The sequence below is a fragment of the Azospirillum isscasi genome, from assembly GCF_030849505.1.
GTDB classification, from domain to species: Bacteria; Pseudomonadota; Alphaproteobacteria; order Azospirillales; family Azospirillaceae; genus Azospirillum; species Azospirillum isscasi.
The window spans coordinates 1-21,599 of record NZ_JAUJFI010000101.1 but is presented as its reverse complement, the minus strand read 5'-3'; the positions used below and the strand labels follow the sequence as shown (position 1 = coordinate 21,599).

Annotated in this window: 20 protein-coding genes; 9 read left to right on the top strand and 11 right to left on the bottom strand. The window is 69.8% G+C overall.

Translation table 11 applies throughout. From position 1 onward, the window contains the following. The coding region (locus tag QSG27_RS18755; protein WP_306708780.1) for a hypothetical protein at positions 1–222 on the bottom strand (222 nt) is incomplete at its 3' end. A 143-nt stretch (positions 223–365) separates the two neighbouring features. On the opposite strand from QSG27_RS18755, the gene QSG27_RS18750 reads away from it, so the two are divergent. The 4 genes from QSG27_RS18750 to QSG27_RS18735 all read left to right on the top strand — a co-directional run bounded on the left by QSG27_RS18750 (position 366) and on the right by QSG27_RS18735 (position 6,702). Beyond that, the gene (locus QSG27_RS18750; protein ID WP_306708778.1) at positions 366–2,219 is read left to right on the top strand and encodes a TolC family protein; all 1,854 of its coding nucleotides are present in this window, start codon (positions 366–368) and stop codon (positions 2,217–2,219) included. A gap of 138 nt (positions 2,220–2,357) precedes the next feature. Then, positions 2,358–3,146 (top strand): efflux RND transporter periplasmic adaptor subunit, encoded by a 789-nt coding sequence (locus QSG27_RS18745; protein WP_306708776.1) that lies wholly within the window; start codon positions 2,358–2,360, stop codon positions 3,144–3,146. Next, entirely contained in the window at positions 3,136–4,500 is a 1,365-nt protein-coding gene (locus tag QSG27_RS18740) for an efflux RND transporter periplasmic adaptor subunit (RefSeq protein WP_306708774.1), read from the top strand. Before QSG27_RS18745 ends, QSG27_RS18740 begins: the two co-directional genes overlap by 11 nt. A 3-nt stretch (positions 4,501–4,503) precedes the next feature. Continuing rightward, positions 4,504–6,702 carry an HlyD family efflux transporter periplasmic adaptor subunit gene (locus tag QSG27_RS18735; protein ID WP_306708772.1) on the top strand — a complete coding sequence of 733 codons (2,199 nt, stop codon included), beginning with the start codon at positions 4,504–4,506 and terminating at the stop codon, positions 6,700–6,702. Between the two features lie 19 nt (positions 6,703–6,721). Here the strand turns inward: QSG27_RS18735 and QSG27_RS18730 are convergent, their stop codons facing one another. After that, the gene (locus tag QSG27_RS18730; RefSeq protein WP_306708770.1) at positions 6,722–7,051 is read right to left on the bottom strand and encodes an RT0821/Lpp0805 family surface protein; all 330 of its coding nucleotides are present in this window, start codon (positions 7,049–7,051) and stop codon (positions 6,722–6,724) included. A 339-nt stretch (positions 7,052–7,390) separates the two neighbouring features. On the opposite strand from QSG27_RS18730, the gene QSG27_RS18725 reads away from it, so the two are divergent. Beyond that, complete coding sequence (locus tag QSG27_RS18725) at positions 7,391–7,669, top strand: hypothetical protein (RefSeq protein WP_306708769.1); 279 nt, start codon at positions 7,391–7,393, stop codon at positions 7,667–7,669. A 322-nt stretch (positions 7,670–7,991) separates the two neighbouring features. Then, positions 7,992–9,911 carry a mechanosensitive ion channel family protein gene (locus QSG27_RS18720; protein WP_306708767.1) on the top strand — a complete coding sequence of 640 codons (1,920 nt, stop codon included), beginning with the start codon at positions 7,992–7,994 and terminating at the stop codon, positions 9,909–9,911. A 6-nt stretch (positions 9,912–9,917) separates the two neighbouring features. On the opposite strand, the gene QSG27_RS18715 is transcribed toward QSG27_RS18720, so the two are convergent. Next, complete coding sequence (locus QSG27_RS18715) at positions 9,918–10,370, bottom strand: hypothetical protein (RefSeq protein WP_306708765.1); 453 nt, start codon at positions 10,368–10,370, stop codon at positions 9,918–9,920. A gap of 122 nt (positions 10,371–10,492) precedes the next feature. Here QSG27_RS18715 and QSG27_RS18710 point away from each other — a divergent pair, with 122 nt between their 5' ends. Continuing rightward, a complete protein-coding gene (locus QSG27_RS18710) occupies positions 10,493–11,281 on the top strand; it encodes a DUF3750 domain-containing protein (protein ID WP_306708763.1) in 789 nt (262 codons plus the stop codon). 3 nt (positions 11,282–11,284) lie between these two features. On the opposite strand, the gene QSG27_RS18705 is transcribed toward QSG27_RS18710, so the two are convergent. Next, on the bottom strand, positions 11,285–12,160 hold the full coding sequence (locus tag QSG27_RS18705; RefSeq protein WP_306708761.1) for an LOG family protein: 876 nt from the start codon (positions 12,158–12,160) through the stop codon (positions 11,285–11,287). 237 nt (positions 12,161–12,397) lie between these two features. Between QSG27_RS18705 and QSG27_RS18700 the strand changes: the two genes are divergently transcribed. Next, entirely contained in the window at positions 12,398–14,809 is a 2,412-nt protein-coding gene (locus tag QSG27_RS18700; protein WP_306708759.1) for a hybrid sensor histidine kinase/response regulator, read from the top strand. A 65-nt stretch (positions 14,810–14,874) separates the two neighbouring features. Further along, positions 14,875–15,369: a substrate-binding domain-containing protein gene (locus tag QSG27_RS18695; RefSeq protein ID WP_306708757.1), complete on the top strand. Its 495-nt coding sequence runs from the start codon at positions 14,875–14,877 to the stop codon at positions 15,367–15,369. On the opposite strand, the gene QSG27_RS18690 is transcribed toward QSG27_RS18695, so the two are convergent. The 7 genes from QSG27_RS18690 to napE all read right to left on the bottom strand — a co-directional run bounded on the left by QSG27_RS18690 (position 15,370) and on the right by napE (position 20,717). Beyond that, a complete protein-coding gene (locus QSG27_RS18690) occupies positions 15,370–15,816 on the bottom strand; it encodes a group III truncated hemoglobin (protein ID WP_306708755.1) in 447 nt (148 codons plus the stop codon). It abuts the gene before it with no gap. Between the two features lie 158 nt (positions 15,817–15,974). Next, positions 15,975–16,649, bottom strand: coding sequence for a cytochrome c3 family protein (locus QSG27_RS18685; RefSeq protein ID WP_306708753.1), 675 nt, complete (start codon positions 16,647–16,649; stop codon positions 15,975–15,977). Next, a complete protein-coding gene (locus tag QSG27_RS18680; RefSeq protein WP_306708751.1) occupies positions 16,646–17,128 on the bottom strand; it encodes a nitrate reductase cytochrome c-type subunit in 483 nt (160 codons plus the stop codon). The genes QSG27_RS18685 and QSG27_RS18680 overlap by 4 nt, the downstream gene beginning before the upstream one ends. A gap of 15 nt (positions 17,129–17,143) precedes the next feature. After that, complete coding sequence (gene napA, locus QSG27_RS18675; protein ID WP_306708749.1) at positions 17,144–19,636, bottom strand: periplasmic nitrate reductase subunit alpha; 2,493 nt, start codon at positions 19,634–19,636, stop codon at positions 17,144–17,146. A 26-nt stretch (positions 19,637–19,662) separates the two neighbouring features. Continuing rightward, entirely contained in the window at positions 19,663–19,953 is a 291-nt protein-coding gene (locus QSG27_RS18670) for a chaperone NapD (RefSeq protein WP_306708747.1), read from the bottom strand. Then, positions 19,943–20,455 carry a ferredoxin-type protein NapF gene (napF, locus tag QSG27_RS18665; RefSeq protein ID WP_306708745.1) on the bottom strand — a complete coding sequence of 171 codons (513 nt, stop codon included), beginning with the start codon at positions 20,453–20,455 and terminating at the stop codon, positions 19,943–19,945. The genes QSG27_RS18670 and napF overlap by 11 nt, the downstream gene beginning before the upstream one ends. A gap of 13 nt (positions 20,456–20,468) precedes the next feature. Beyond that, the gene (napE, locus tag QSG27_RS18660) at positions 20,469–20,717 is read right to left on the bottom strand and encodes a periplasmic nitrate reductase, NapE protein (RefSeq protein ID WP_306708743.1); all 249 of its coding nucleotides are present in this window, start codon (positions 20,715–20,717) and stop codon (positions 20,469–20,471) included. Between the last annotated feature and the right edge of the window lie 882 nt (positions 20,718–21,599).

Genomic DNA, 21,599 nt, shown 5'->3' with positions numbered 1-21,599 from the left:
AACCGTGGCGGACAGGGAGGGCCGCAAGGACAGCCCCAGGGCCAACCCCAGGGCCAGCCCCAGGGGCAGGGCCAGCCGCCGTCCGGCGATGCGCCGGCGGGTGGCGATCCGGACAACGCCCCGTCGGGAACGGACGGGCAGGGGCAGGCCCCCGCGCCGCGCGCCGACCTCGACGGTTCCGCGGGCCGCCCGGCCTTCTCCCGTCAGGTGGCTCAGATTCACGGAGCCGCCGACGCACAGTCCGCGGCGCTGCTGGCCGCCCTCTCCGCGCACGTACCTCCGGGAAGCCGGGCGGCCTAGCGCCGCCCGTGCCCCCCTCCTTCTTCCCACCTATGCTTTTCTTGCCGAATGGATTGCCGACGAGAATGACCCGCTTCGCTCCCTCCCTCCGGCCGCGCGGCCGCAAGGCCCGCGCGTCCTTCGCCCTGGTTGCCGCTGCCCTGCTGGCCAGCGGATGTTCCGTCAGTCCCAAGCCCCTGAGCGACGACGAGAACGTGTCCCGCCTGCGCGAGGACATGTCGGTCATCATGTCGCCGCAGGAGCCGATCGCCGGTCCCGTGTCGATGCACGAGGCGATGGCGCGGGCCATCAAGTACAACCTTGACGAACGTGTGAAGCTGATGGAAATGGCGGTCGCCAACCAGCAGCTCGACCTGTCGCGGTTCGACATGCTGCCGCGCCTCGTGGCGGGGGCCGGCTACACCGGGCGCAACAACGAATCCGGATCGGAAAGCCTGAACCTCGCCACCGGCCGCCGCACCGGCGAGAGCACCACGGCCACGGACCGGCACCGCCGCACCGCCGATCTGGGCTTCACCTGGAACATTCTCGATTTCGGCGTCAGCTACCTGCGCGCCCGCCAGAACTCCAACCTCGTCCTGATCGCCGACGAGCGCCGCCGCCGCGTCGTGCAGGGCATCCTGCAGGACGTGCGCACCTCCTACTGGCGCGCGGTGGCGGCGGAGCGGCTGCTGAAGCGCATCGAGCCGCTGGAGAAGCGCATCGAGGCGGCGCGCAAGAACGCCAACGCCCTGGAGGCGCAGCGCATCCAGGCCCCGTTGCAGACGCTGTCCTACCAGCGCGCGCTGGTCGATACGCTGCGCCAGCTCCAGACCCTGCGGCGCGAACTGGTGGCCGCGAAGTCGCAGCTCGGCGCGCTGATGGGCCTGCCGCCGGGTGACAACTTCAGCCTGCAGATGCCGCCGGACGTCACCGGCAAGGACGTGCCGGCGATCACGGCTTCGGTCGAATCGCTGGAAACCTACGCGCTGCTGAACCGTCCGGAGCTGCTGGAGGAATCCTACAACGCCCGCATCACCGCCGACGAGACGCGCCGCGCCCTGCTGAAGCTGCTTCCCGGCATCGACCTGAACGCCGGCCTGCACTACGACAGCAACAGCTTCCTGCTGAACCAGCGCTGGGCCGACTATGGAGCGCGGGTGTCGTGGAACATCCTGTCGCTGGCCTCCGCCCCGGACACCCACGCCTTCTCCAAGGCCCAGGAAGAGCTGGTCGCCTTCCGCCGCCAGGCGCTGAGCGTCGCGGTGCTGAGCCAGGTGCGCGTGGCGATGGTGCAGTTCCGCGAGTTGTCGCAGGAGTTCACCCTCAACGCCGATCAGGCGTCCATCGACCGCCGCATCCGGCAGCAGTACGTCAACAGCAGCACGGTCGGCCAGCAGGGCGACCTGAGCGTGATCCAGGCCGAGGTGTCGGAACTCGTCTCCGACCTGCGGCGCGATCTGGTCTACGCCGATCTCCAGAACGCCTATGCGCGCGTCATGGTGTCGGCGGGCGTCGATCCGATGCCGGAGGCCGTCCCCTCCCAGGACCTCGCCACCCTGCGTCAGGCCGTGTCCGATGGGCTGGGCGCCTGGCAGCAGAAGGCCGGCGGCACGGCGCGCCTCCAGGACCTGCTGGTTCCCGCCGCCACGACCTCCGAAAAGGCTCCGGCCGAGAAGGCCCCGGTTGAGAAGGCCCCGGTTGAGAAGGTCGAGGAGCCGAAGGCGGCCCCGGTCGCTGCGCGCACCGTGGAGCCGGCGGAGCGCAAGGCCGTCGCACCCGAGCGCGTGACGGTGGCCGAACTGCCGCAGCCGGCGGCGGCTCCGACGACCGCCCCGATGACGGTGTCCTACAGCCCGTCCAGCCGTTCGGAGCCGGTGAAGGTCTACACGGTTCCGCCGAGCGCGCTGGCCCCGGTTGGCCACGCCACCGCGCGCTGATGCCTGCGGGGCGGCGTCCGGGCGCCGCCCCTCCCGGCTGTGCCGGCTTGCCGGTGCTGAAACAAATAAGCGTGCAGGATCGCTTGCGATTCCTGGATCGTTGCGTTTCCGGAGCAATGGGTGCAGAAAATCTCTGCCATGATGTGCCGTCCTCGCCCCTCACGCTTCCTTGCCGCGCTGGCTTTCGCGCTGGTTCCCCTTCCGCTTGCCGCCGCCGACCCGGCACCGGCCCCCGAAGGCGGGGTGCGGGCGCTGATCGAGGCGCGGCAGCACGCCGTCCTGTCCAGCGAGATCGCCGGGCGCATCGGGCGGATCACCGTCGAGGCGGGCCAGTCCTTCAAGGCGGGCCAGACGCTCGTCGCCTTCGATTGCAGCCATTACCAGGCGGCGGTCGATGCGGCCCGCGCCAACCTGCGCGCCGCCGAGGTCACGGTGCGGCAGAGCCGCCGGCTGGAGCAGTTGAAGTCCATCGGCGGGGCCGAGGTCGAAATGGCCGAGGTGAAGGCCGAGGCCGCCCGCGCCGACCTGCGCAAGGCGGAGATCGAGGTCCGCCGCTGCGACGTGAAGGCGCCCTTCGACGGCAAGGTGGTGGAACAGCGGATCCGCGAGCATGAGTCGGTTCCCGCCGGCACGGCCTTGCTGGAGGTCCTGTCCGACCGCGACCTGCGGGTGGAGCTGATCGTCCCGTCCTCCTGGCTGGTCTGGCTGAAGCCCGGCCAGCGGTTCGAGCTGCGCATCGACGAGACGGGCGAGGTTCTGGACGGCGAGGTCGCGCTGATCGGCGCCCGCGTGGACCCGGTCAGCCAATCGCTGAAGGTGACGGGGAAACTGCTGGCCGACAAGCAGGGCAACGCCCCGAACCTCGTCGCGGGCATGAGCGGCACCGCCCGCTTCAACCCGCCGGAGGAGGCCAAAGGTGCCCGATGACGTCCAGTCCGTCCGGATGGAGGCGGCCAACCCGCTGAACGGCCTCCTGCTCCTCCTGAATTTGCAGCAGGAGGCCCGGCAGGCCCAGAATCCGGAAGCGCTGCGCTTCTTCCTGGTCAACCAGACGCGCCGGATGGTCGCCTATCAGCAGGCGGTCTTCCTGACCGTCGCGCCGACGGGCAAGGCGCGGCTGGAGGCCGTGTCCAACATCGCCGTTCCGGAACGCGACGCCCCCTTCACCCGCTGGTTGGAGGCGGCGGCCTCGGCCATCGCCGCGGGGGCGGAGGCGCGCGACCTGCACACCGTCTCCCCGGCGGAGGTGCCCCCCGCCCTGGCCCGCGACTGGGGCCAGTGGGGTCCGTCCCAGGCGCTGTGGGTGCCCCTGCACGGGCCGGACGGCACGGTCACGGCGGCCCTGTGGCTCGCCCGCGACGATGTGTGGACGGAAGGGGAGAAGGTGCTGCTCGGCCAGCTTTCCGGCGGCTACGGGCACGCCTGGTGGGCGCTGACCCACGCCGGGCGCCGGTCCGGGCTGCGGGCGCGCAAGGGGCTGTGGGCGCTGGCGGTGGTGGCCGTCCTGGCGGGGCTGCTGGCCATCCCCGTCCCGCAATCGACGCTGGCCCCGGCGGAGGTCGCGCCGCGCGGCCCGCTGATCGTCAGCGCGCCGCTGGAAGGCGTGATCGAGCGGTTCCACGTCCAGCCGAACGAGCCGGTGACCGCCGGCCAGCCGCTGTTCACCTTCGAGGCGACGGTTCTGAAGAGCCGCCTGGAGGTGGCGCGCAAGGCGCTGGCCTCGGCGGAGGCCGAACTGCTGACCGCCTCCCAGGGGGCCTTCGCCGATCCGCAGAGCAAGGCGCGCATCGCCCAGTTGAAGACCCAGGTGGAACTGCGCCGGGCGGAGATGGATTTCGCCCGCGACCTGATGGACCGGGTCACCGTGAAGGCGGAGCGGACGGGCATCGCGGTCTTCACCGACACCAACGACTGGCTGGGCAAGCCGGTGGCGGTGGGCGAGCGCATCCTGACGCTGGCCGATCCGCAGTCCGCGGAGGTGGACGTCCATGTGCCCGTCAACGACGCGATCGTGCTGCAGGTGGGGGCGGAGGTCAGCCTGTACCTGAACGTCGATCCCCTGCGCCCGTTGCGCGCGACGGTCGCCCACGCCAGCTACGAGCCGGGGCTGACCCAGGGCGGGGTTCTGGCCTACCGCGTCCGCGCCGATCTGGCGCCGGACCAGCCGACGCCGCGCATCGGGCTGCGCGGCACGGCCAAGATCCAGGGGGAACGGGTGCCGCTGGCCTTCTATCTGTTCCGCCGCCCGTTGGCCGCGCTGCGCCAGACCGTGGGGATCTGACCCATGGGCGCCGCCGCCATCGGCATGACGGGGCCGGCGGTTGTCACGCCGGTGGACCCGCTGGACAGCGTGCGGCTGCCGCCGCTGCGCGAGGAGCTTCAACTGCTGCCGGCCCCGCCGGCGCCGGACGGGTCGCCCTGCTGGACGATCCACGATCCGGTGCGCAACCGCTATTTCCGCATCGGCCATGGCGCCTTCGAGGTCATCGCCCGCTGGCATTGCGGATCGCCCCGCGCCATCGCCGGCGCGGTGGCCGCCGAAACCGTCCTGGAGCCGGAGGCGGAAGAGGTCGTCGGCCTGTACCGGTTTCTGGCCGCCAACAACCTGACCCAGGGCGCCGACGTCGATTTCCTGACGAAACAGGTGGCGGCGCGGCGCACCTCCTGGTGGATGTGGCTGCTTCACAACTACCTGTTCTTCCGCATCCCGCTGGTCCGCCCCGACGCCTTCCTGAACGCCACCGTGCGCTTCGTGGCGCCGTTCTACAGCCGGGGCTGGCTCTGGACGGTGATCGGCGCCGGAATTCTGGGCCTCATCCTGGCGATGCGCCAGTGGGACAGCTTCGCCCACACCTTCCTGCACTTCTTCACGCTCGAAGGCATGGCCTTCTACGGCCTGACCCTGCTGGTGACGAAGTCGCTGCACGAGCTGGGTCACGCCTACACCGCGAAACGCTACGGCTGCCGGGTGCCGACCATGGGGTTGGCCTTCCTGGTCCTGTGGCCAGTGCTCTACACCGACACCAGCGACGCCTGGCGGCTGGTGTCCCGCCGCGCCCGGCTGCAGATCGCCGCCGCGGGCATGCTGACGGAGCTGGCGCTGGCCGCCTTCGCCACGCTGGCCTGGAGCTTTCTGCCGGACGGGCCCTTGCGCAGCGCCGCCTTCTTCGTGGCGACGGTGAGCTGGGTGACGACCCTGACGATCAACCTCAGCCCCTTCATGCGCTTCGACGGCTATTACCTGCTGGCCGACGCGCTGGACGTGCCGAACCTTCAGGACCGCGCCTTCGCGCTGGCCCGCTGGCGGCTGCGCGAATGGCTGTTCGGTTTGGGCGAGGAGGTGCCGGAGCGGTTCGAGCCCTGGATGCACCGGGTGATGCTGGCCTATGCCTTCGCCACCTGGGTGTACCGGCTGGTGCTGTTCATCGGCATCGCGCTGCTGGTCTATCACATGTTCGTCAAGGTGTTGGGCATTCTGTTGTTCGCGGTGGAAATCGGCTGGTTCATTTTGCGGCCCCTGTACAACGAAATGAAGGTCTGGTGGGAGCAGCGCGGCAGCCTGCGGCCCAACCGAAACCTGCTGATGACCCTGGGCGGCCTGGCCGCGCTGGTCTGGCTGGCCTTCGTCCCGGTCACCGGCAGCATCGCGGTGCCGTCGGTGTGGCGGGCGGAGGGCTTCTCCACCCTGTTCGCCCCGGTCCCGGCCCGCATGGCGGAGGTGCTGGCCCGGCCCGGCCAGCGCGTGGCGGCGGGCGACCTGCTGTTCCGCCTGGACGCGCCGGAGCTGGCGAACAAGCTGCACCAGTCGGAGCTGCGCATCGCCCTGGCCCAGGACCGGATCGACCGCATGCTGGCCGCCCGCGACGGCCTGGACCGGGTGCGCGTGATGGAGGAGGATCTGGCCGCCGCCCTGGCCGACCGGCAGGGCCTGCTCGACAGTCTGGCGCGGCTGGACATCCGCGCGCCCATCGCCGGCACGCTGGTCGATGTCGCCGACGCGCTGCGGCCCGGACGCTGGGTGGGGCCGTCGCTGGCGCTCGGCCAGATCGTCGCGGACGGCGGCGGGGAACTGGTCGGCTATGTGGCGGAGAACGACCTCACCCGCGTGATGTCCGGCGCGGCCGCGGTCTTCCACCCCGACGACCCGCTGCGCCCCCGGATGGAGGCGCGGGTGACGGCGGTGGACCGGGTGGGCGTGAAGGGGCTGGACATTCCCGCCCTGGCCTCGCTCCACGGCGGTCCGATCGCGGTGGAAAACCAGTCCGGCCCGTCCATGGGGCGCACGAACGCGGAGGCTGCGCGCTCCAACCTGAAGCCGGTGGAGGCCGTCTACCGGGTGACCCTGGCCCCGCTCGACCGGACGCAGCCGGGTCCCGCCCACCAGTTGCGCGGCGTCGCCCGCGTGGACGGCGAGGCGCGCAGTCTGGCCGACCGTTTCTGGCGCACCGCTCTGGCCGTGCTGATCCGCGAAACCGGTTTCTGACGCCCGGAAGAAGGGGTCTTCAAGGCGCGATGGCCCATTGCCCGTTGGCCATGCGGCAGAAGGTCAGCCGGTAGGGCTGGACGGTGCGCCGGATGAAGTTGGCCTGCACGTCGCCGCAGGGCGCGCCGTCCCGTTCGTGGATCTTCTGCACGACCACGTCGCCGCGCACCCCGGTCTTGGGGTTGTTCCACTCGGTGCGCCGCCCGGCTTCCATGGGGGTCAGGGCGTCGCGCAGCGCGTTGCGGAACAGATCCCAGTCCTCGTCCGTCAGGTCCACCCCGCCGCGCCCGCCGAGGAACAGCCCGAACTGCGCCTGGGCCGGGGTGGCCGCCGCAAGTGTCAGGGCCATCGCCAAGGCCATCATCAGGGCTGGCGCGGCGGCGTGAAGCCCGAGGGACGGGAGCGATGGCGGACGCATGCGGCGATTCCTTGTGGCCGTTGAAGGGCTGTCGGTGAAGGACCGGTCGGTGAAGGACCGTTGGATTTGAGGCATTTGAGGAAGGATTGAAGCGGTCCGGCCATGAAGGCAGGTCACGAACGGGCGTCTTACCGTAAAGTACGCTGTGTCCGCCGGAACCCTGTGCGATAGCTGTCCGCGGGCGGAGGCTTGCCCCGCCGACCAGCACGCTGCAATCCCTTGGCCTCGCGGACGTCCGGAACGGAGAGCGGGGATGGACATGCCCTGCCGATGGACAGCCTCCTCCAGCTTCTCATCGTCCGCTTTCCGGCCTTCAAGGGGCTGATCCTCGACGAGATCCCCAGGAACCCGCGCCTGCGGACCTTGTGCGCCGACTATGGCGACGCGCTGGCCGCCCACACCGCGTGGGAGCGTGCCCCTGGCCCTGAAGCCGACGCCTGCGCCCGCGACTACCGCCGCCTGATCGCCGAATTGGAGCGCGAGCTGCTGCGCGAACTCCTGGAACTCGACGCCCGGAGGAATCCCCCGGCGGGAGGAAGCCTGGGGTGAGGCGGCCCGGTAGGCAACGGTAACGTACTGGCTTCCCGGCGGGGCTGGGGACGAGCGTCTCAAGCCATGGGCGCTGCCTTTCCCGATCCGGTGGGCCGCCGCTCCGTCGCTCTCCGGCTGGATGGCCCCTATGGACGAAGATTCGGGGAAATGCCGCTCCCTTCTCCGGAGGCCGGCCCTTCGGCAGCTTGTCGGCCTGCTGATCTCGGCGCTGTTGTTCGCCGGTTTGCCTGTCATGCCGGCAACGGCCCAGACGGCGGCTCCAACGGCGGCTCCAACGGCGGCTCCAACGGCGGCCCCGGCGGGGAATGCCCCCGCTTCCGTGGCGGGAGGGCCGGCGACGGCGCTGGAGCTGTATGCCGCGCGGCTGGAGGCGGTGGCGGCCATCTACCCGCGGCTTCCGTCCATTCTGTCGGATGCCTTCGCGCGTCCCAACGGGCGGGAGGCGGCGGTGCATCCGCTGCGCCTGCTGCGCGGGCTGCTGATCCTCTTCGCGGCGGGGACCGCGGCGTTGCTGCTGACCGGGCGGGCGCTGGCGGGGACGCGCCGAAGGCTGGAGGCGGACAGCGGGGCGCCGTTGCTGGCGGGGGCGCTGCGCTTCGTGCTGGGGCTGGTGCCGGTGGCCGCCTTCGCGCTTGGGGTTCTGGTCGTCTACGCCATCGTGCGCCCGCCGCACCCCGCAGCCCCGGCGGTTCTGCTGGCGGTGCTCCAGGCGGCGCTGACCGTGTTGGTGACCGACCGGCTGATCCGTTTCCTTTGCGCGCCGGACCGTCCGGCGCTGCGCCTGATTCCGCTGGAGGATGCCGACGCGCGGGCCCTGCACCGCACCGGCGTGGTGACGGTCACGCTGGCCGCGACGGTGCTGGGTCTGGTCGATCTTCTGCTGGCGCTGGGGGTGGGCGGGGATGCCATCGTCGCCGTCGGCCTGCCGTTGAGCACGGTTCCCTTCCTTTTCCTGCTCCACCGCGTCTGGCGCGGGCGGGCGGCGGTGGTGCGGGCCCTCGCCCGCCCGCTCGGCATCGAGGCGAAGGACCACCCCACGCTGGGCCTGTGGGCGGTGGCGGCGTCGGTCTATCTGGTCGCCTTGTGGCTGGTCGTCGCGGCGGCGGCGGTGCGGCTGGAGCCGGCGACGGGGCCGCGGATGCTCGCCAGCCTGCTGGTGGCGCTGGCCGTGCCCGCCGTCGCCCTGATGGCGCAGCGTCCGCTCGCCCGCTTCTACCGGGGGGAGGAGACGGAGGCGGGCAAGGCCGCGGTGGCGCGGGTGATGCGGGCGCTGTGGTCGGCCCTGTTCGTCGTCGGCGTCTTCGCCACGGCGGCCATCTGGGGGTTCCGGGTGGAGCAGGCCACGGGGACGACCGGCATCGTCCTGCGGCTGCTGTTCAACGTGACCGTCGTTCTGCTGCTGGGCTACGTCGCCTGGACGATGGTGGTGCGGGCCATCGACCGGGCGCTGGAGGGGGCGCGGCACGACGGGGTCTCCTCCCGCGGGCAGCGGCTGGCGACCCTGCTGCCGCTGCTGCGGAAGTTCCTTCAGGTCGTGCTGGTCGTCATCCTGGTCATGATCATGCTGTCCTCCGTCGGCATCGAGATCGGGCCGTTGCTGGCCGGGGCGGGGGTGGTCGGCATCGCCATCGGTCTGGGCGCGCAATCGACCATCGCCGACATCCTGGCGGGCGTCTTCTTCCTGCTGGAGGACGCCTTCCACATGGGGGACTATGTGGAGGTCGGGCAACTGCGCGGCACGGTGGAAGGCATCTCCCTGCGCTCGCTGAAGCTGCGCCACCACCGCGGCGCCGTGCACACGCTGCCCTTCGGCCAGATCAAGGCGCTGACCAACTACAGCCGCGACTGGGCGCTGATGCGGCTGGAGTTCCGCGTCCCGCCCGAAACCGACATGGGGCTGGTGAAGAAGCTGGTGAAGGAGGTCGGCAAGGAGCTGTCCGCCGACCCGGAGATGGGGCCGAGCTTCATCGAGCCGCTGAAGTCCCAGGGCGTGCGCCGGGTGGAGGACGACGCGGCCATCATCGGCGTCAAGTTCATCACCAAGCCCAACGAGCAGTTCGTCATCCGCCGCGAGGCGTACCACCGCCTGATCCGCCTCTTCCAGGAGCACGGAATCCATCTGGTCGGGCGTGGCGTGGTGGTGCGGGTGGACGATCCGGAGGCGGCCAACCGGGTCATCGGTTTCGCCGCCGCCCAGGCGATGAACGGCGGACCGAAGGAAACCGGGACCGGCGGCTGAGGTCCCTTATTCCGCCGTGCCGGACTCCACCTTCGCCGCCAGCCACGCCGCGATGACGAAGGCGGGCAGGCGGGCGAGCGCGGCGTCGTCCCGTCCGGTCTCCTCCTGCCAGAGCCGGTGACGGTCCAGCGCGCGGCGCAGCGTGGCGTCGCGCGCCGCCGCGGGGACGGCGGACAGGGCGGTGTCCAGGCTGGTCAGATAGGGCGGGAACTCCGCGTTGGGACCGGCCAGACCGCGTTCCGTCCCGTCCGGGTCGAACCACGCCTCCGCGGCGGCGGTATCGGCGCTGGGCGGGACGACCATGCCGCCGACATAGCCGGTAGGCTGGACGAGCTTCCATCCCTTGCGGCTCGGCCCCGTGGTCCAGCCGAGCGCGCGGGCGACCTCCATCGTCGCGGCGCGGGTCGGCGCCTGCCGGGTGATGCGCTCCAGAAGCTCGGTGATCTCGGCGGCGGACATCGGTGCGCTCCTTCGGTGAACCATCGGTATGGTCTTCAACGTACAACATCGACACCGGACGGGACGATGATAGCCTATCCGGGAACCGGCGCACGAGGCGAGAGGGAGCGGTGCGGAAAAGAATGGCGGCCACGATCCTGGTCATCCTGATGACGCTGGTCCTGCTGCTGGCCGGGCCGGCCTTCGTCATCGCGTCGGGAACGGCGACGCTGGGCGTGGACTGGAGCCGGGCGGACCGCTCCTCCGTCGGCCTCGCCCCCGATCCCGCCGCGACGCCGGAAGCGGTGGTGCAGGTCTATGCTGCGCGCGCTCTGTCCTGGCGCGGCGCCTTCGGCACGCATCCCTGGTTCGCGGTGAAGCCCGCGGGGGCGTCGGCCTACACCGTCTACGAGGTGATCGGCTGGCGGGTCTACCGCGGCCTGCCCGCGGTGGCGGTCAGCAACCGCGATCCGGACGGGCGCTGGTTCGGCTCGGCCCCCGCCGTGCTGGCCGAACTGCGCGGCCCCGCCGCCGAGGCCGCCATCCCCAAGATCGCCGAAGCCGCCGGGAGCTACCCCTACGCCGGGGAGTACCGCATCTGGCCCGGCCCCAACAGCAACACCTTCGCCGCCTGGGTGGGGCGGGCGGTGCCGGAACTGCGGCTGGACCTGCCTTCGACGGCGCTGGGCAAGGACTATCTGGGTACCGGGCTGGTCGCGCGGGCGCCCAGCGGCACCGGCTGGCAGGTCAGCCTGTTCGGCATCGCCGGCCTGCTCCTGGCGAAGGAGGAGGGGCTGGAGGTGAACCTTCTGGGCATGACCTTCGGGGTCGATCCCTTCGACCTCGCGTTCAAGATCCCAGGCGTCGGGCGGGTCGCGCTGAACGCCGCCACCCCGTCTGTACCCGCCGCCGACACCCAGCCTCCGGGCTGAGCCTCAGCTTTCGTCGGCGGAGGACAGGCCGGTGCCGGCGGGCCCCAGAGGCGGGTTGCCGCGCTTCAGGCCGAGCCGGGTCATGCAGTCCCACGCCTCCTCCGCCGTGTCGGCGATGTCGAACAGCTCCAGGTCGCCGGCGCTGATCATGCCGTGGTCGGCCAGGGCGCGGAAATTCACCACCTCGTTCCAATAGTCGCGCCCGACGAACACGATGGGCAGGCGGGACGCCTTGTTGGTGTTGCGCAGGTTCAGGATCTCGAACGCCTCGTCGAAGGTGCCGAAGCCGCCGGGAAAGATCGCCAGCCCGTTGGCGCGCATCGCCAGATGCATTTTGCGGATGGCGAAATAGTGGAAGCGGAAGGTCAGCTCCGGCGTGCTGTAGGGGTTGGGGTGCGGCTCCTGCGGCAGGCTGATGTTGAAGCCGATGCTGGGCGCCCCGGCGTCCTGCGCGCCGCGGTTGGCGGCCTCCATCAGGCCGGGGCCGCCGCCGGTGGCGATCACGTTGTCCCGCTGCCCGTCCGCGGTGGGCGACAGGGCGCCGCCGCGCTCCGACACGATGCGCCCGAAGGCCCGCGCCTCCTCGTACCAAGCGGCCTGCCTGGCCCGCCGCTCGGCCAGTCGCCGTTCCTCCGGAGTCCGCGCGTCGCGGAGAAGCTGTTCCGCCCGTTCGGGGGAGGGGACACGCGCGCTGCCGTAGACCACGATGGTGGACCGGATGCCCCACGCCTTCAGCTCCGCTTCCGGCTTGGCGTATTCGAGCATGAAGCGCACCCCGCGCATCGGCTCGCTCAACAGGAAGTCGCGGTCCTCGAAAGCGATGCGGTAGGCGGCGGATTCATGATTCGGCGTGCTGTCCTTCAAGCTTTTCTCCGGCATGCTGTGCTCCGGTTGGGGACGGGGGCGGCTTCTGGTCATGTGGGGTCGCCGGCGGTGCCTTGCCCTGACCCAAAGGGTTTGTGTTCAAGGGAATTGTGCCGCAAGCGTGGAGGCGTAGGGAAGGCCGGAGCGAAGGGAAACCGGTCCCGCGACTTTCCATCGGCCTCGGTCCTGCCCACATCTAAGTCACGGCCCGTCCGCACCGAACCGGCCGCGTCGTGTTTGCAAGGGACCACATTGACCAGCTTCGAGCCGCCATTGCCGGAGAATGAGCGCGCCCGGCTCGACCGGTTGAAGAGCTACGGCGTGCTCGACACGCCGCCGGAGGCGGCCTTCGACCGGCTGACCCGGCTGGGTGCCCGTCATTTCCGCATGCCCATCGTCATGGTCAATCTGGTGGACGAGACGCGGCAGTGGTCCAAGGCCGGCTATGGCCTGGAGACGGTGGTCCTCACGCGGCGCCTGTCCTTCTGTGCCCTCACCATCCTCGACGACGCGGTGCTGGTGGTGCGCGACGCCCGGACGGACGAGCGCTTCGCCGACCATGAAATGGTGGCCGGGCCGCCGCACCTGCGCTTCTACGCCGGGGCGCCGCTGATCACGCCGGACGGTTTGCGGATCGGCACCTTTTCTTTGCTCGACCACCAGCCCCATCCGGAATTCGGAGCGGAGGATGAACGGGACCTGGAGGACTTCGCCCGCCTCGCCATGCACGAGATTGAGACCATGGCCACCCGCCGCGCCGCGCAGGCGGCGGAGGCGCTGCTGCGGGACAAGAACGCCCTGCTGGAAAGCCTTCTGGAAAGCGTCACCGACCCGATCTTCGCCAAGGACCGGGAGTGCCATTTCACCCTGGTCAATTCCGCGACCGCAAACCTGTTCGGGCTGAAGCGCGAGCAAGTGATCGGCCTGACCGACGAGGATCTGTTTCCTCCGGAGGAGGCGGAGCGGCTCGACCGGCTGTGCGGACGGGTGATCGCCACCGGGCGGGAGGAAACGGTGGAGGAGGAGCTGCCCTTCCCCACTGAGGAGGGCAAGCGCGTCCTGATGATCGGCGTGATGCCCCTGCGCGATGCCTGGGGAACGGCCATCGGCGTCGTCGGGGTGGCCCGCGACATCACCGCCCGCAAGCGCGCGGAGGAGGCGCTGCGGTCGAGCGAAGCGCGGTTCCGGACGCTGGTGGACAACACGCCGCTGCTCATGTGGCTCAATCGCCCGGACGGCACCGCCGAATACTACAATGTGGAACTTCGCGCCTACACCGGGCAGGACGTGGAAAGCATGTCGGCCTGGCAGAGCATCCATCCGGACGACCGTTCGGGCTTCATCGAGCTGAGGACACGCTCCATCGCCGCCGGCACGCCTTATCAGAGCAACGTCCGGATCCGGCGGGCCGATGGGGCGTGGCGCTGGCACCAGTGCCGCGTGGTGCCGGTGCGGGAGAAGGGGGGCATCGTCTCCTGGATCGGCACCGCGGTGGACATCCACGAGATCCGGCGCGCCCAGCACGCCGCGGAGGAGGCCGACCGGTCCAAGGGCCGCTTCCTGGCCGCGGCCAGCCATGACCTGCGCCAGCCCATGCAGTCCATCCTGCTGTTCGCCGGGGCGCTGGCTCCCCACGTCACCGGCGAGGCCGGACGGCGGGCGCTGGACCGGTTGCAGCAGGGGCTGGACACGCTGAAGGATCTTCTGGACAGCCTGCTGGACGTGTCGCGGCTCGATGCCGGGGTGGTGGCGCCGCAGATCGAGGAATTCCCGGTTGCCGACCTGCTCGGCCCGCTGTCCGCCGCCTATGCCCCGCTGGCCGAGGCGAAGGGACTGGACTGGCGGGTCGTTCCCTTCACCGGCGCGGTGCGCAGCGACCGGGTGCTGCTGGGGCGGATGCTGCGCAATCTGGTGGACAACGCCATCCGCTACACGGACCGGGGCCGGGTGATGGTCGATTGCCGGCCCCAGGGAGCGCGCCTGTGCATCGAGGTGCACGACACCGGCCTGGGCATCCCGCCCGACCAGCGGGAGCGCATCTTCGAGGAGTTCCACCAGATCGGCAACCCGGAGCGGGACCGCGACCAGGGGCTCGGCCTTGGGCTCGCCATCGTGCGCCGGCTGTCGCGGCTGCTCGACCATCCGGTGGATCTGGTGTCGCGGCCGGGCCGCGGGTCGATCTTCTCCATCAGCGTGCCCTTGGTCCGCCAGGAGGAGGCGCCGCGCGTCCCGTCGGCCGGTTCCCCGGCGGCTCCGGCCGACGGCGCAGCGGCCGCCGGGGAGGGGCGGCTGGCCGTGGTCGTGGAGGACGACGCCATCGTGCTGATGGGGCTGGCGGCGATGCTGGGCGAGTGGGGGTTCGAGGTGCTGACCGCCGGAAGCACGGGGGAGGCGCTGGAGCGCCTGCGCGCGGGCGGGCGGCGGCCCGACATCGTGCTGGCCGACTACCGGCTGCGCCAGGGCCGCATCGGCACCGAGGCCATCCTGCGCGTCCGCGACCTGTTCGGCCCCGACGTGCCGGGCCTCATCGTCACGGGGGAAATCGGGCCGGAACCGCAGCGCGACGCCGCCCGGCACGGCATCGGCCTGATGCACAAGCCGGTGACCCCACGCCTTCTCGAAGCCGCATTGACCCGCCATCTTGGAGCCGCCGGGCCGGCTTGAGCGTTGCTATCGCCAGCGGCGCCCAATGGCGGCGCCGGTGTGAAGGCCATGGAGGAGACAACAGAGTGCCATCCCTGTCGAAAGGACTTGCCGTGATCGCCGCCGCGGCGGTGTTCGCCGGGTGCCAGTTCCCCGGCTTCCAGCCGCCGCAGCAGGCGGCGACCCTGCCGCCTCCCACCGTGCCGAAGCCGCCGCCGGAGGAGCGCGGGATCTGGATCGTCGGCAGCCCGTCCATGCGGGGGGCGGTCGGCACCGCGGCCAGCCGCTTCGGCGGCACGCCCGACACCCGCCCGCGCCTCGTCGCCGGGGGAACCAACAGCGGCTTCCGCAGCTTCTGCGCCGGGGTGGGGCTGGAGCACCCCGACATGGTGGTGTCCGACCGCCGCATCCGGGCGGAGGAGCAGAAGCGCTGCCGCGCCAAGGGCATCACCATAACGGAATACGAACTGGCTCCCAACCAGTTCGTCTATGTCAAGGACGCCCACATGATGACGATCCCCGGTGTGCGCGACTTCACCGAAAGCTGGGGCGTGAAGGGCAAGCCGGTGCGCGGGGCCTGATCAGGCTCCGGCGCTCGGGCCGGCGGCGGTCTGCTTGCGGAAGAAATCCACCCCCATCTGGATGCTGCGCCCGATGTTGGCCGCGCGGTCCTCGAAGAAGGCGGCGGCCTCGGGCGTGCAGACCTCCGCCGTCGTCTCGCGGAACAGCTCCAGCCAGCGGCCGAAATGCTCCGGCCCGATGTCGAAGCGGACATGGGCGGGCAGGGGGCGCCCGTCGTAGCGGTGGGTCAGCAGGGCGACGGAGGACCAGAAGTCCATCATCTTTTGCAGATGCGGCTCCCAGTCCGTGATCGCCGCGCCGAAGACCGGGCCGAGCAGGGCGTCGTCCCGGATCTTGCCGTAGAAGGTGCGGACGAGGGATTCGATCATCGCCTCGTCGATTCCGGTCTTGGCCACGCGCTCGGCGATGGTGGCGGACTGGGGCGAGGGGTCGGCGGTCTGGTCCAAGGCGGCAGGGTCCTGAAAGAAGGAAGCGAAAAAGCCCCCGCACTATACCCGTCCCGCCGTCCCGCCGCCACCCCGGGGCAATCGCATCCGGTTTCCCGCTTCCGCAACCGGAGCGGGAGGTTTCTCTCCTCCCTCATGGGGGCCCTCAATGGGGGCCCTCAATGGGGATTCGCCGGTCCCGGAGTGGCGTCGGCCAGCCAGCGGCCGATCGGGTCGTCCGTCCCGGTGGCGGCCTCGCTCCAGCCCGGCGGCACGCCGTCCATGTTCGGCAGGCGGTGCGCGATGCCCTTGTGGCAGTCGATGCAGGTGCGCTGCCCGCTGAACAGATACTGCTGGTGGATGCGCGCCGCCCGCGCCCCCTGCTTGGTGATGTCCATGGACTCCGCGCTGTGGCAGTTGCGGCATTCCAGGGAGTTGTTGGCCTTCAGCCGCGCCCATTCATGCTCGGCCAGTTCGCGCCGCTTCTCCACGAACTTGTCGCGCGTGTCGATGGTGCCGAAGATCTTGCCCCAGACCTCCTTCGACGCCTGCATCTTGCGGGCGATCTTGTCGGTCCAGTTGTGCGGGACGTGGCAGTCCGGGCAGGTCGCCCGCACGCCGGAACGGTTGGTGAAGTGGATGGTGGTCTTCAGCTCCTCGAACACGTTGTCCCGCATCTCGTGGCAGCTCGTGCAGAACTTCTCGGTGTTGGTCACCTCCAGCGCGGTGTTGAAGCCGCCCCAGAACATGACGCCGGCCAGAAAGCCGCCCAGCGTCAGGAAGCCGAGGCTGAGATAGCGGCTGGGCCCCGCGATGATCCGCCAGGGCCGCAGCAGAAAGTCGGGCAGCCTCATCGCCGGTCACCCCCGTCCGAAGGACGGCTGATGAGGCTGTCCATGTCCTTGAAGGTGTTGGGGACGATCGGCTGCGCCACGGTCTGCGGGACGTGGCACTGGGTGCAGAAGTAGCGGCGCGGCGCCACCGCGCCCAGGGTCTGTCCGTCGCGGTCCACGTAATGGGTGATGCTGATCATCGGCGCCTGGGTGGCCCCGGTGAACTGGCGGCTGTGGCAGGTCAGGCACTGGTTGTTGTTCAACCCGATCTGATAGTCGCGGATGTTGTGCGGGATGACCGGCGGCTGTTCCGGATAGTTGCGGGCAACCCGCCGGTCGTCGGTGACGTCGGCGGGGATCGGCGGGGCCGGGTCCTCGTCGGTGAACTGGATCGGCGGACGGAAGGGCTCCTTCACCGCACCGGTTCCCTGGGCGGCGAGGAGGGCGGGCACGAGGCAGGGCAGGGCCGCGGCCAGCGCAAGCAGCAGATGACGGCGCATGGGTCGGGTCCTCCCTCAGACGGAGACGATCTTGACGGCGCACTTCTTGAAGTCCGTCTGCTTGCTGATCGGGTCGGTGGCGTCCAGCGTGCATTTGTTGATGAGGCGCGCCGAATCGAACCAGGGCACGAAGACCACCCCGCGCGGCGGACGGTTGCGCCCGCGCGTCTCCACCCGCGTGCGCATCTCGCCGCGCCGCGACATCACCCTGACCTCCGACCCGCGGCGCAGACCGCGCGCCTGGGCGTCGTCCGGGTGCATGTAGACCAGCGCCATCGGCATGGACTTGTAGAGTTCGGGCACCCGCATGGTCATGGACCCGGAATGCCAGTGCTCCAGCACGCGGCCCGTGACCAGCCACAGGTCGAAGTCCTTGTCCGGCGATTCCGCCGGGGGTTCGTAGGGGAAGGCGAACAGGTTGGCCTTGCCGTCCGGGTTTCCGTAGAAGCGCACCTCCTCGCCCTTCGGGACGTAGGGGTCGAGCCCTTCCCGATAGCGCCACTTGGTCTCCTTGCCCTCCACCACGGGCCAGCGCAGCCCGCGCACCTCATGATAGGTGTCGAAGGGCGCCAGATCGTGGCCGTGGCCGCGCCCGAAGGCGGCGTATTCCTCGAACAGGCCCTTCTGCACGTAGAAGCCGAACGCCTTCGATTCGCGGTTGTCGTAGGCGGGGTCCAGGTCGGCCAGCGGGAAGCGGTCCACGTTGCCGTTGCGGAACAGCACGTCGAACAGGTTCTTGCCGCGGAAGTCGGGGTTGGCGTCCAGGATCTCCTTTGGCCACACCTCGTCGGTGGTGAAGCGCTTGGAGAACTCCATGATCTGCCAGAGGTCGGAGCGCGCCTCCCCCGGCGCGGTGACGAGCTGGTGCCAGAAATGGGTCCGCCGTTCCGCGTTGCCGTAGGCCCCCTCCTTCTCCACCCACATGGCGGCGGGCAGGATCAGATCGGCGGCGGCGGCGGTCACCGTCGGGTAGGCGTCTGAGACGACGATGAAGTTGTTCGGGTTGCGGTAGCCGGGATAGGTCTCGTTGTCGGTGTTGGGCGCCGCCTGGAGGTTGTTGTTGACCATGATCCAGTAGGCGTTGAGCTTCCCGTCCTTCAGCATCCGGTCCATCAGCACCGCGTGGTAGCCGATCTTGCCGGGCAGCAGGCCCTTGGGGATCTTCCAGCCCTCCTCGACGTGGGAGCGGTGGACCGGGTTGGTCACCTGCATGTCGGCGGGCAGGCGGTGGGCGAAGGTGCCGACTTCGCGCGCGGTGCCGCAGGCGGACGGCTGGCCGGTCAGCGAGAAGGGGCTGTTCCCCGGCTCGGAGATCTTGCCGGTCAACAGGTGCAGGTTGTAGACCATATGGTTCACCCACACGCCGCGGACGTGCTGGTTGAATCCCATGGTCCACAGCGACATGACCTTGGTCTTCGGGTCGGCGTACATCTCGGCCAGCGCGAGCAGCCGCTCCTTGGGGACCTTGCTCAGCTCCGCCGTCTTGTCCAGCGTGTACTCGCTGACGAACTGGGCGAACTCGTCGAAGCTCATGGGCTTGGAATCGGTCGGGTCCTTGGCGTTCGCCGCGCGCACCTCCAGCACGCTCTCGGGCCGCAGGCCGTAGCCGATGTCCTTCTGCCCAAGGCGGAAGTTGCAGTGCTTCTCGACGAACGCCTTGTTCACCCGCCCGGTCTGGATGATGTGGTTGGCGATGTAGTTCAGGATGGCCAGATCGGTCCCCGGCTCGAAGATCATGGGGATGTCGGCCAGCTCGAAGCTGCGGTGCTCGAAGGTCGAGAGGACGGCCACCTTCACATGATGGTGGGCCAGCCGCCGGTCGGTGATGCGCGTCCACAGGATGGGGTGCATCTCCGCCATGTTGGAGCCCCAGAGGACGAAGGCGTCGGCGTGCTCGAAATCGTCGTAGCAGCCCATCGGCTCGTCCATGCCGAAGGTGCGGATGAAGGCCACGGCGGCGGACGCCATGCAGTGGCGGGCGTTGGGGTCCAGGTTGTTGGTGCGGAAGCCGGCGCGCATCAGCTTGGACGCGGCGTAGCCCTCCCAGATCGTCCATTGGCCGGAGCCGAACATGCCCACCGCCTCCGGCCCCTTCTCCTTCAGCACGCGCTTCCACTGGCTGGCCATCTCGTCGAAGGCTTCGTCCCAGGTGACCGGGCGGAACTCGCCGTCCTTGTGGTACTTGCCGTCACGCATGCGCAGCAGCGGCTGGGTCAGCCGGTCCTGCCCGTACATGATCTTCGACAGGAAATAGCCCTTCACGCAGTTCAGGCCGCGGTTGACCTCGGCCTGCATGTCGCCGTGGGTGGCCACGACGCGGTTGTCCTTGGTGGCGACCATGACGCTGCATCCGGTGCCGCAGAAGCGGCAGGGCGCCTTGGACCAGATGAGCTGGGCGTCCTCGCCCGCCACCATCGAGGTCTGGGCCGCCGCGGGCAGGCTGAGGCCCCCCGCTGCCGCGGCGGCTGCCACCGCCTGCGCCTTGATGAAGTCCCGCCGGTCGAGCATGGGTGCCTCCCCTTCTTCTTGACGAGTCAACTGGTCCGAGGCGCGAGCGGCTCGGCGTGGTGGAAGACCATGACCGCCGACATCACCCCGTCCATCAGGTGAATCGCGGTCATGCGGTCGGCGATGCGGCCCTCGTGGGGACCTTCGACGGTAACCACCATCCGGCCCCGCTCCTCGACGTGGATGTCCACGTCGCCCAGCGCGGCGATGGCCGCCCGCACGCCGGGGCTGCGCTCCGGGCGCAGATGGACGAGGATCGAGGCGATGTGCCATTCCGCCGGCGCGTCGCCCGGGCGGTCCGGGGCGTCAGGGTGCATGGACGGTCTCCGGTCCAGGATGCAGGGTGACGGCATCGGCGGGGCAGGCGGCCTGGCAGGCGCCACAGCCGGTGCAGGCGCCGCCGTCCACCGCGGGAACCGCCACGCCGCCCGGCGCCAGGGCGAAGCGGATGGCCGATTCCGGGCAGGCGTCGCGGCAGCTCCGGCAGACGATGCGGTTGACGGCGAGGCAGGACGGGCCGATCCGCACCGCCAGCGTCCAGGGGCGCTCGGCGGCGCGGTCGAAGACCGGCTCCGGGCAGGCGTCGGCGCAGGCGGCGCAGAAGCTGCACTCGCCCCGTCGGAAGTCGATTTCCGGAAAGCCGCCGTCGCCCGCGCGGACGATCCCCTCCGGGCAGGCTTCGGCGCAGGCGCCGCAGCGGCTGCACAGATCGGTGAAGCGGTCCATGCGCGACCAGGGCGGGCGCAACGCGGCGGGCGCGGCGCGGGTGCGGCCACGCAGGAAGCCACGCCGTCCCAGATCAACCGACTCTTCGGTCATGGCACGGCCCCGCTCAGACCGGTGGCGGTCCCGGTGGCCCCATGATGAGCTGCGACATCCAGATCAGGAAGCCATAGCCGCCGACCACGGCGATGGACAGGATCGGCCAGATCACCACCGCAAGCAGCAGGAACATGGCGATTTCCCGGCGTTTCGCTCCGGAATCGGGCCGGGCGGAATCGGGCAGGGCCGCGCCGGCGGCGGCGCGGGACGGGAAGCGGGTGGGTTCCCGCTGGGAGTCTCGGGACTGGAGGCGGCTCATGGCGGCTCCCGTTTTTGGCGGGCGGTCGGACGGTCCAACAACAGGTTGAACGGCCACCCGGTTCCATACGGCGCCGCGGGTGATCGGATGGGCATCGGTGCCACGCCGGCAGCGCCTCCATAAAGGTACGGCAAACGGACGATTCGCCAAGCAAACTTTTTTTGAGGGAGGCCGGATTAAGCGTCCGGCGGGTTCGTAAACTGTGTGATGAGGGAATAAGGAGGTCGGCAGCCCTCCGGTGTGATTTGGGTCAGCCGAATGATTTATTTCTAAGTCGCGGGGAACATCCAGAGCAGTCCAAATATGAGGTTGCCGATGGTCTGAAGCTGTGCAATATAGAGACAGCCGTTTTTGGTGTAACGGCTTCTCCACTGTTGTGATCGTAAGTGAAGCGAACTCTTTGCGAGGCCGCGCCTGCTTTGGCGCGGCCATTTTTTTGCGTTACAAAAAGGTGTAGTACAGAAGTCGGGTTTTTCCGATACTGACCGCCGGTGCGCCATAACCACAACGATAGGTGCGACGAAAAGGATTATTTGTGCTGTGATTCCCGAAAACGGGTTCTTGTGTTTCGCTGATGTTGTGGTATACCAAGTACGAAATGCGGAACACCAAGCCTCCCCCAAGGCGGCGGCGGTGGTCCCGCCAAGACGCGAAGGGCATGCAAGCCCCAAAGAAAGGCAATGCGACAACGACCATCGGCCCCGCCCGGCTGAGATGAACCGTTCGATCACCGCATTGGGGAGGAAGAGTAATGAGTCAGTCCATCGCTGCACCGCCTGGCGGCTCGCAGGCGCCCATTTCCGAAGGCGCGCGCTGGATGCAGATCGTCGTCGGCATCGTCTGTATGGTGGCAGCGGCCAACATCCAGTATGCCTGGACCCT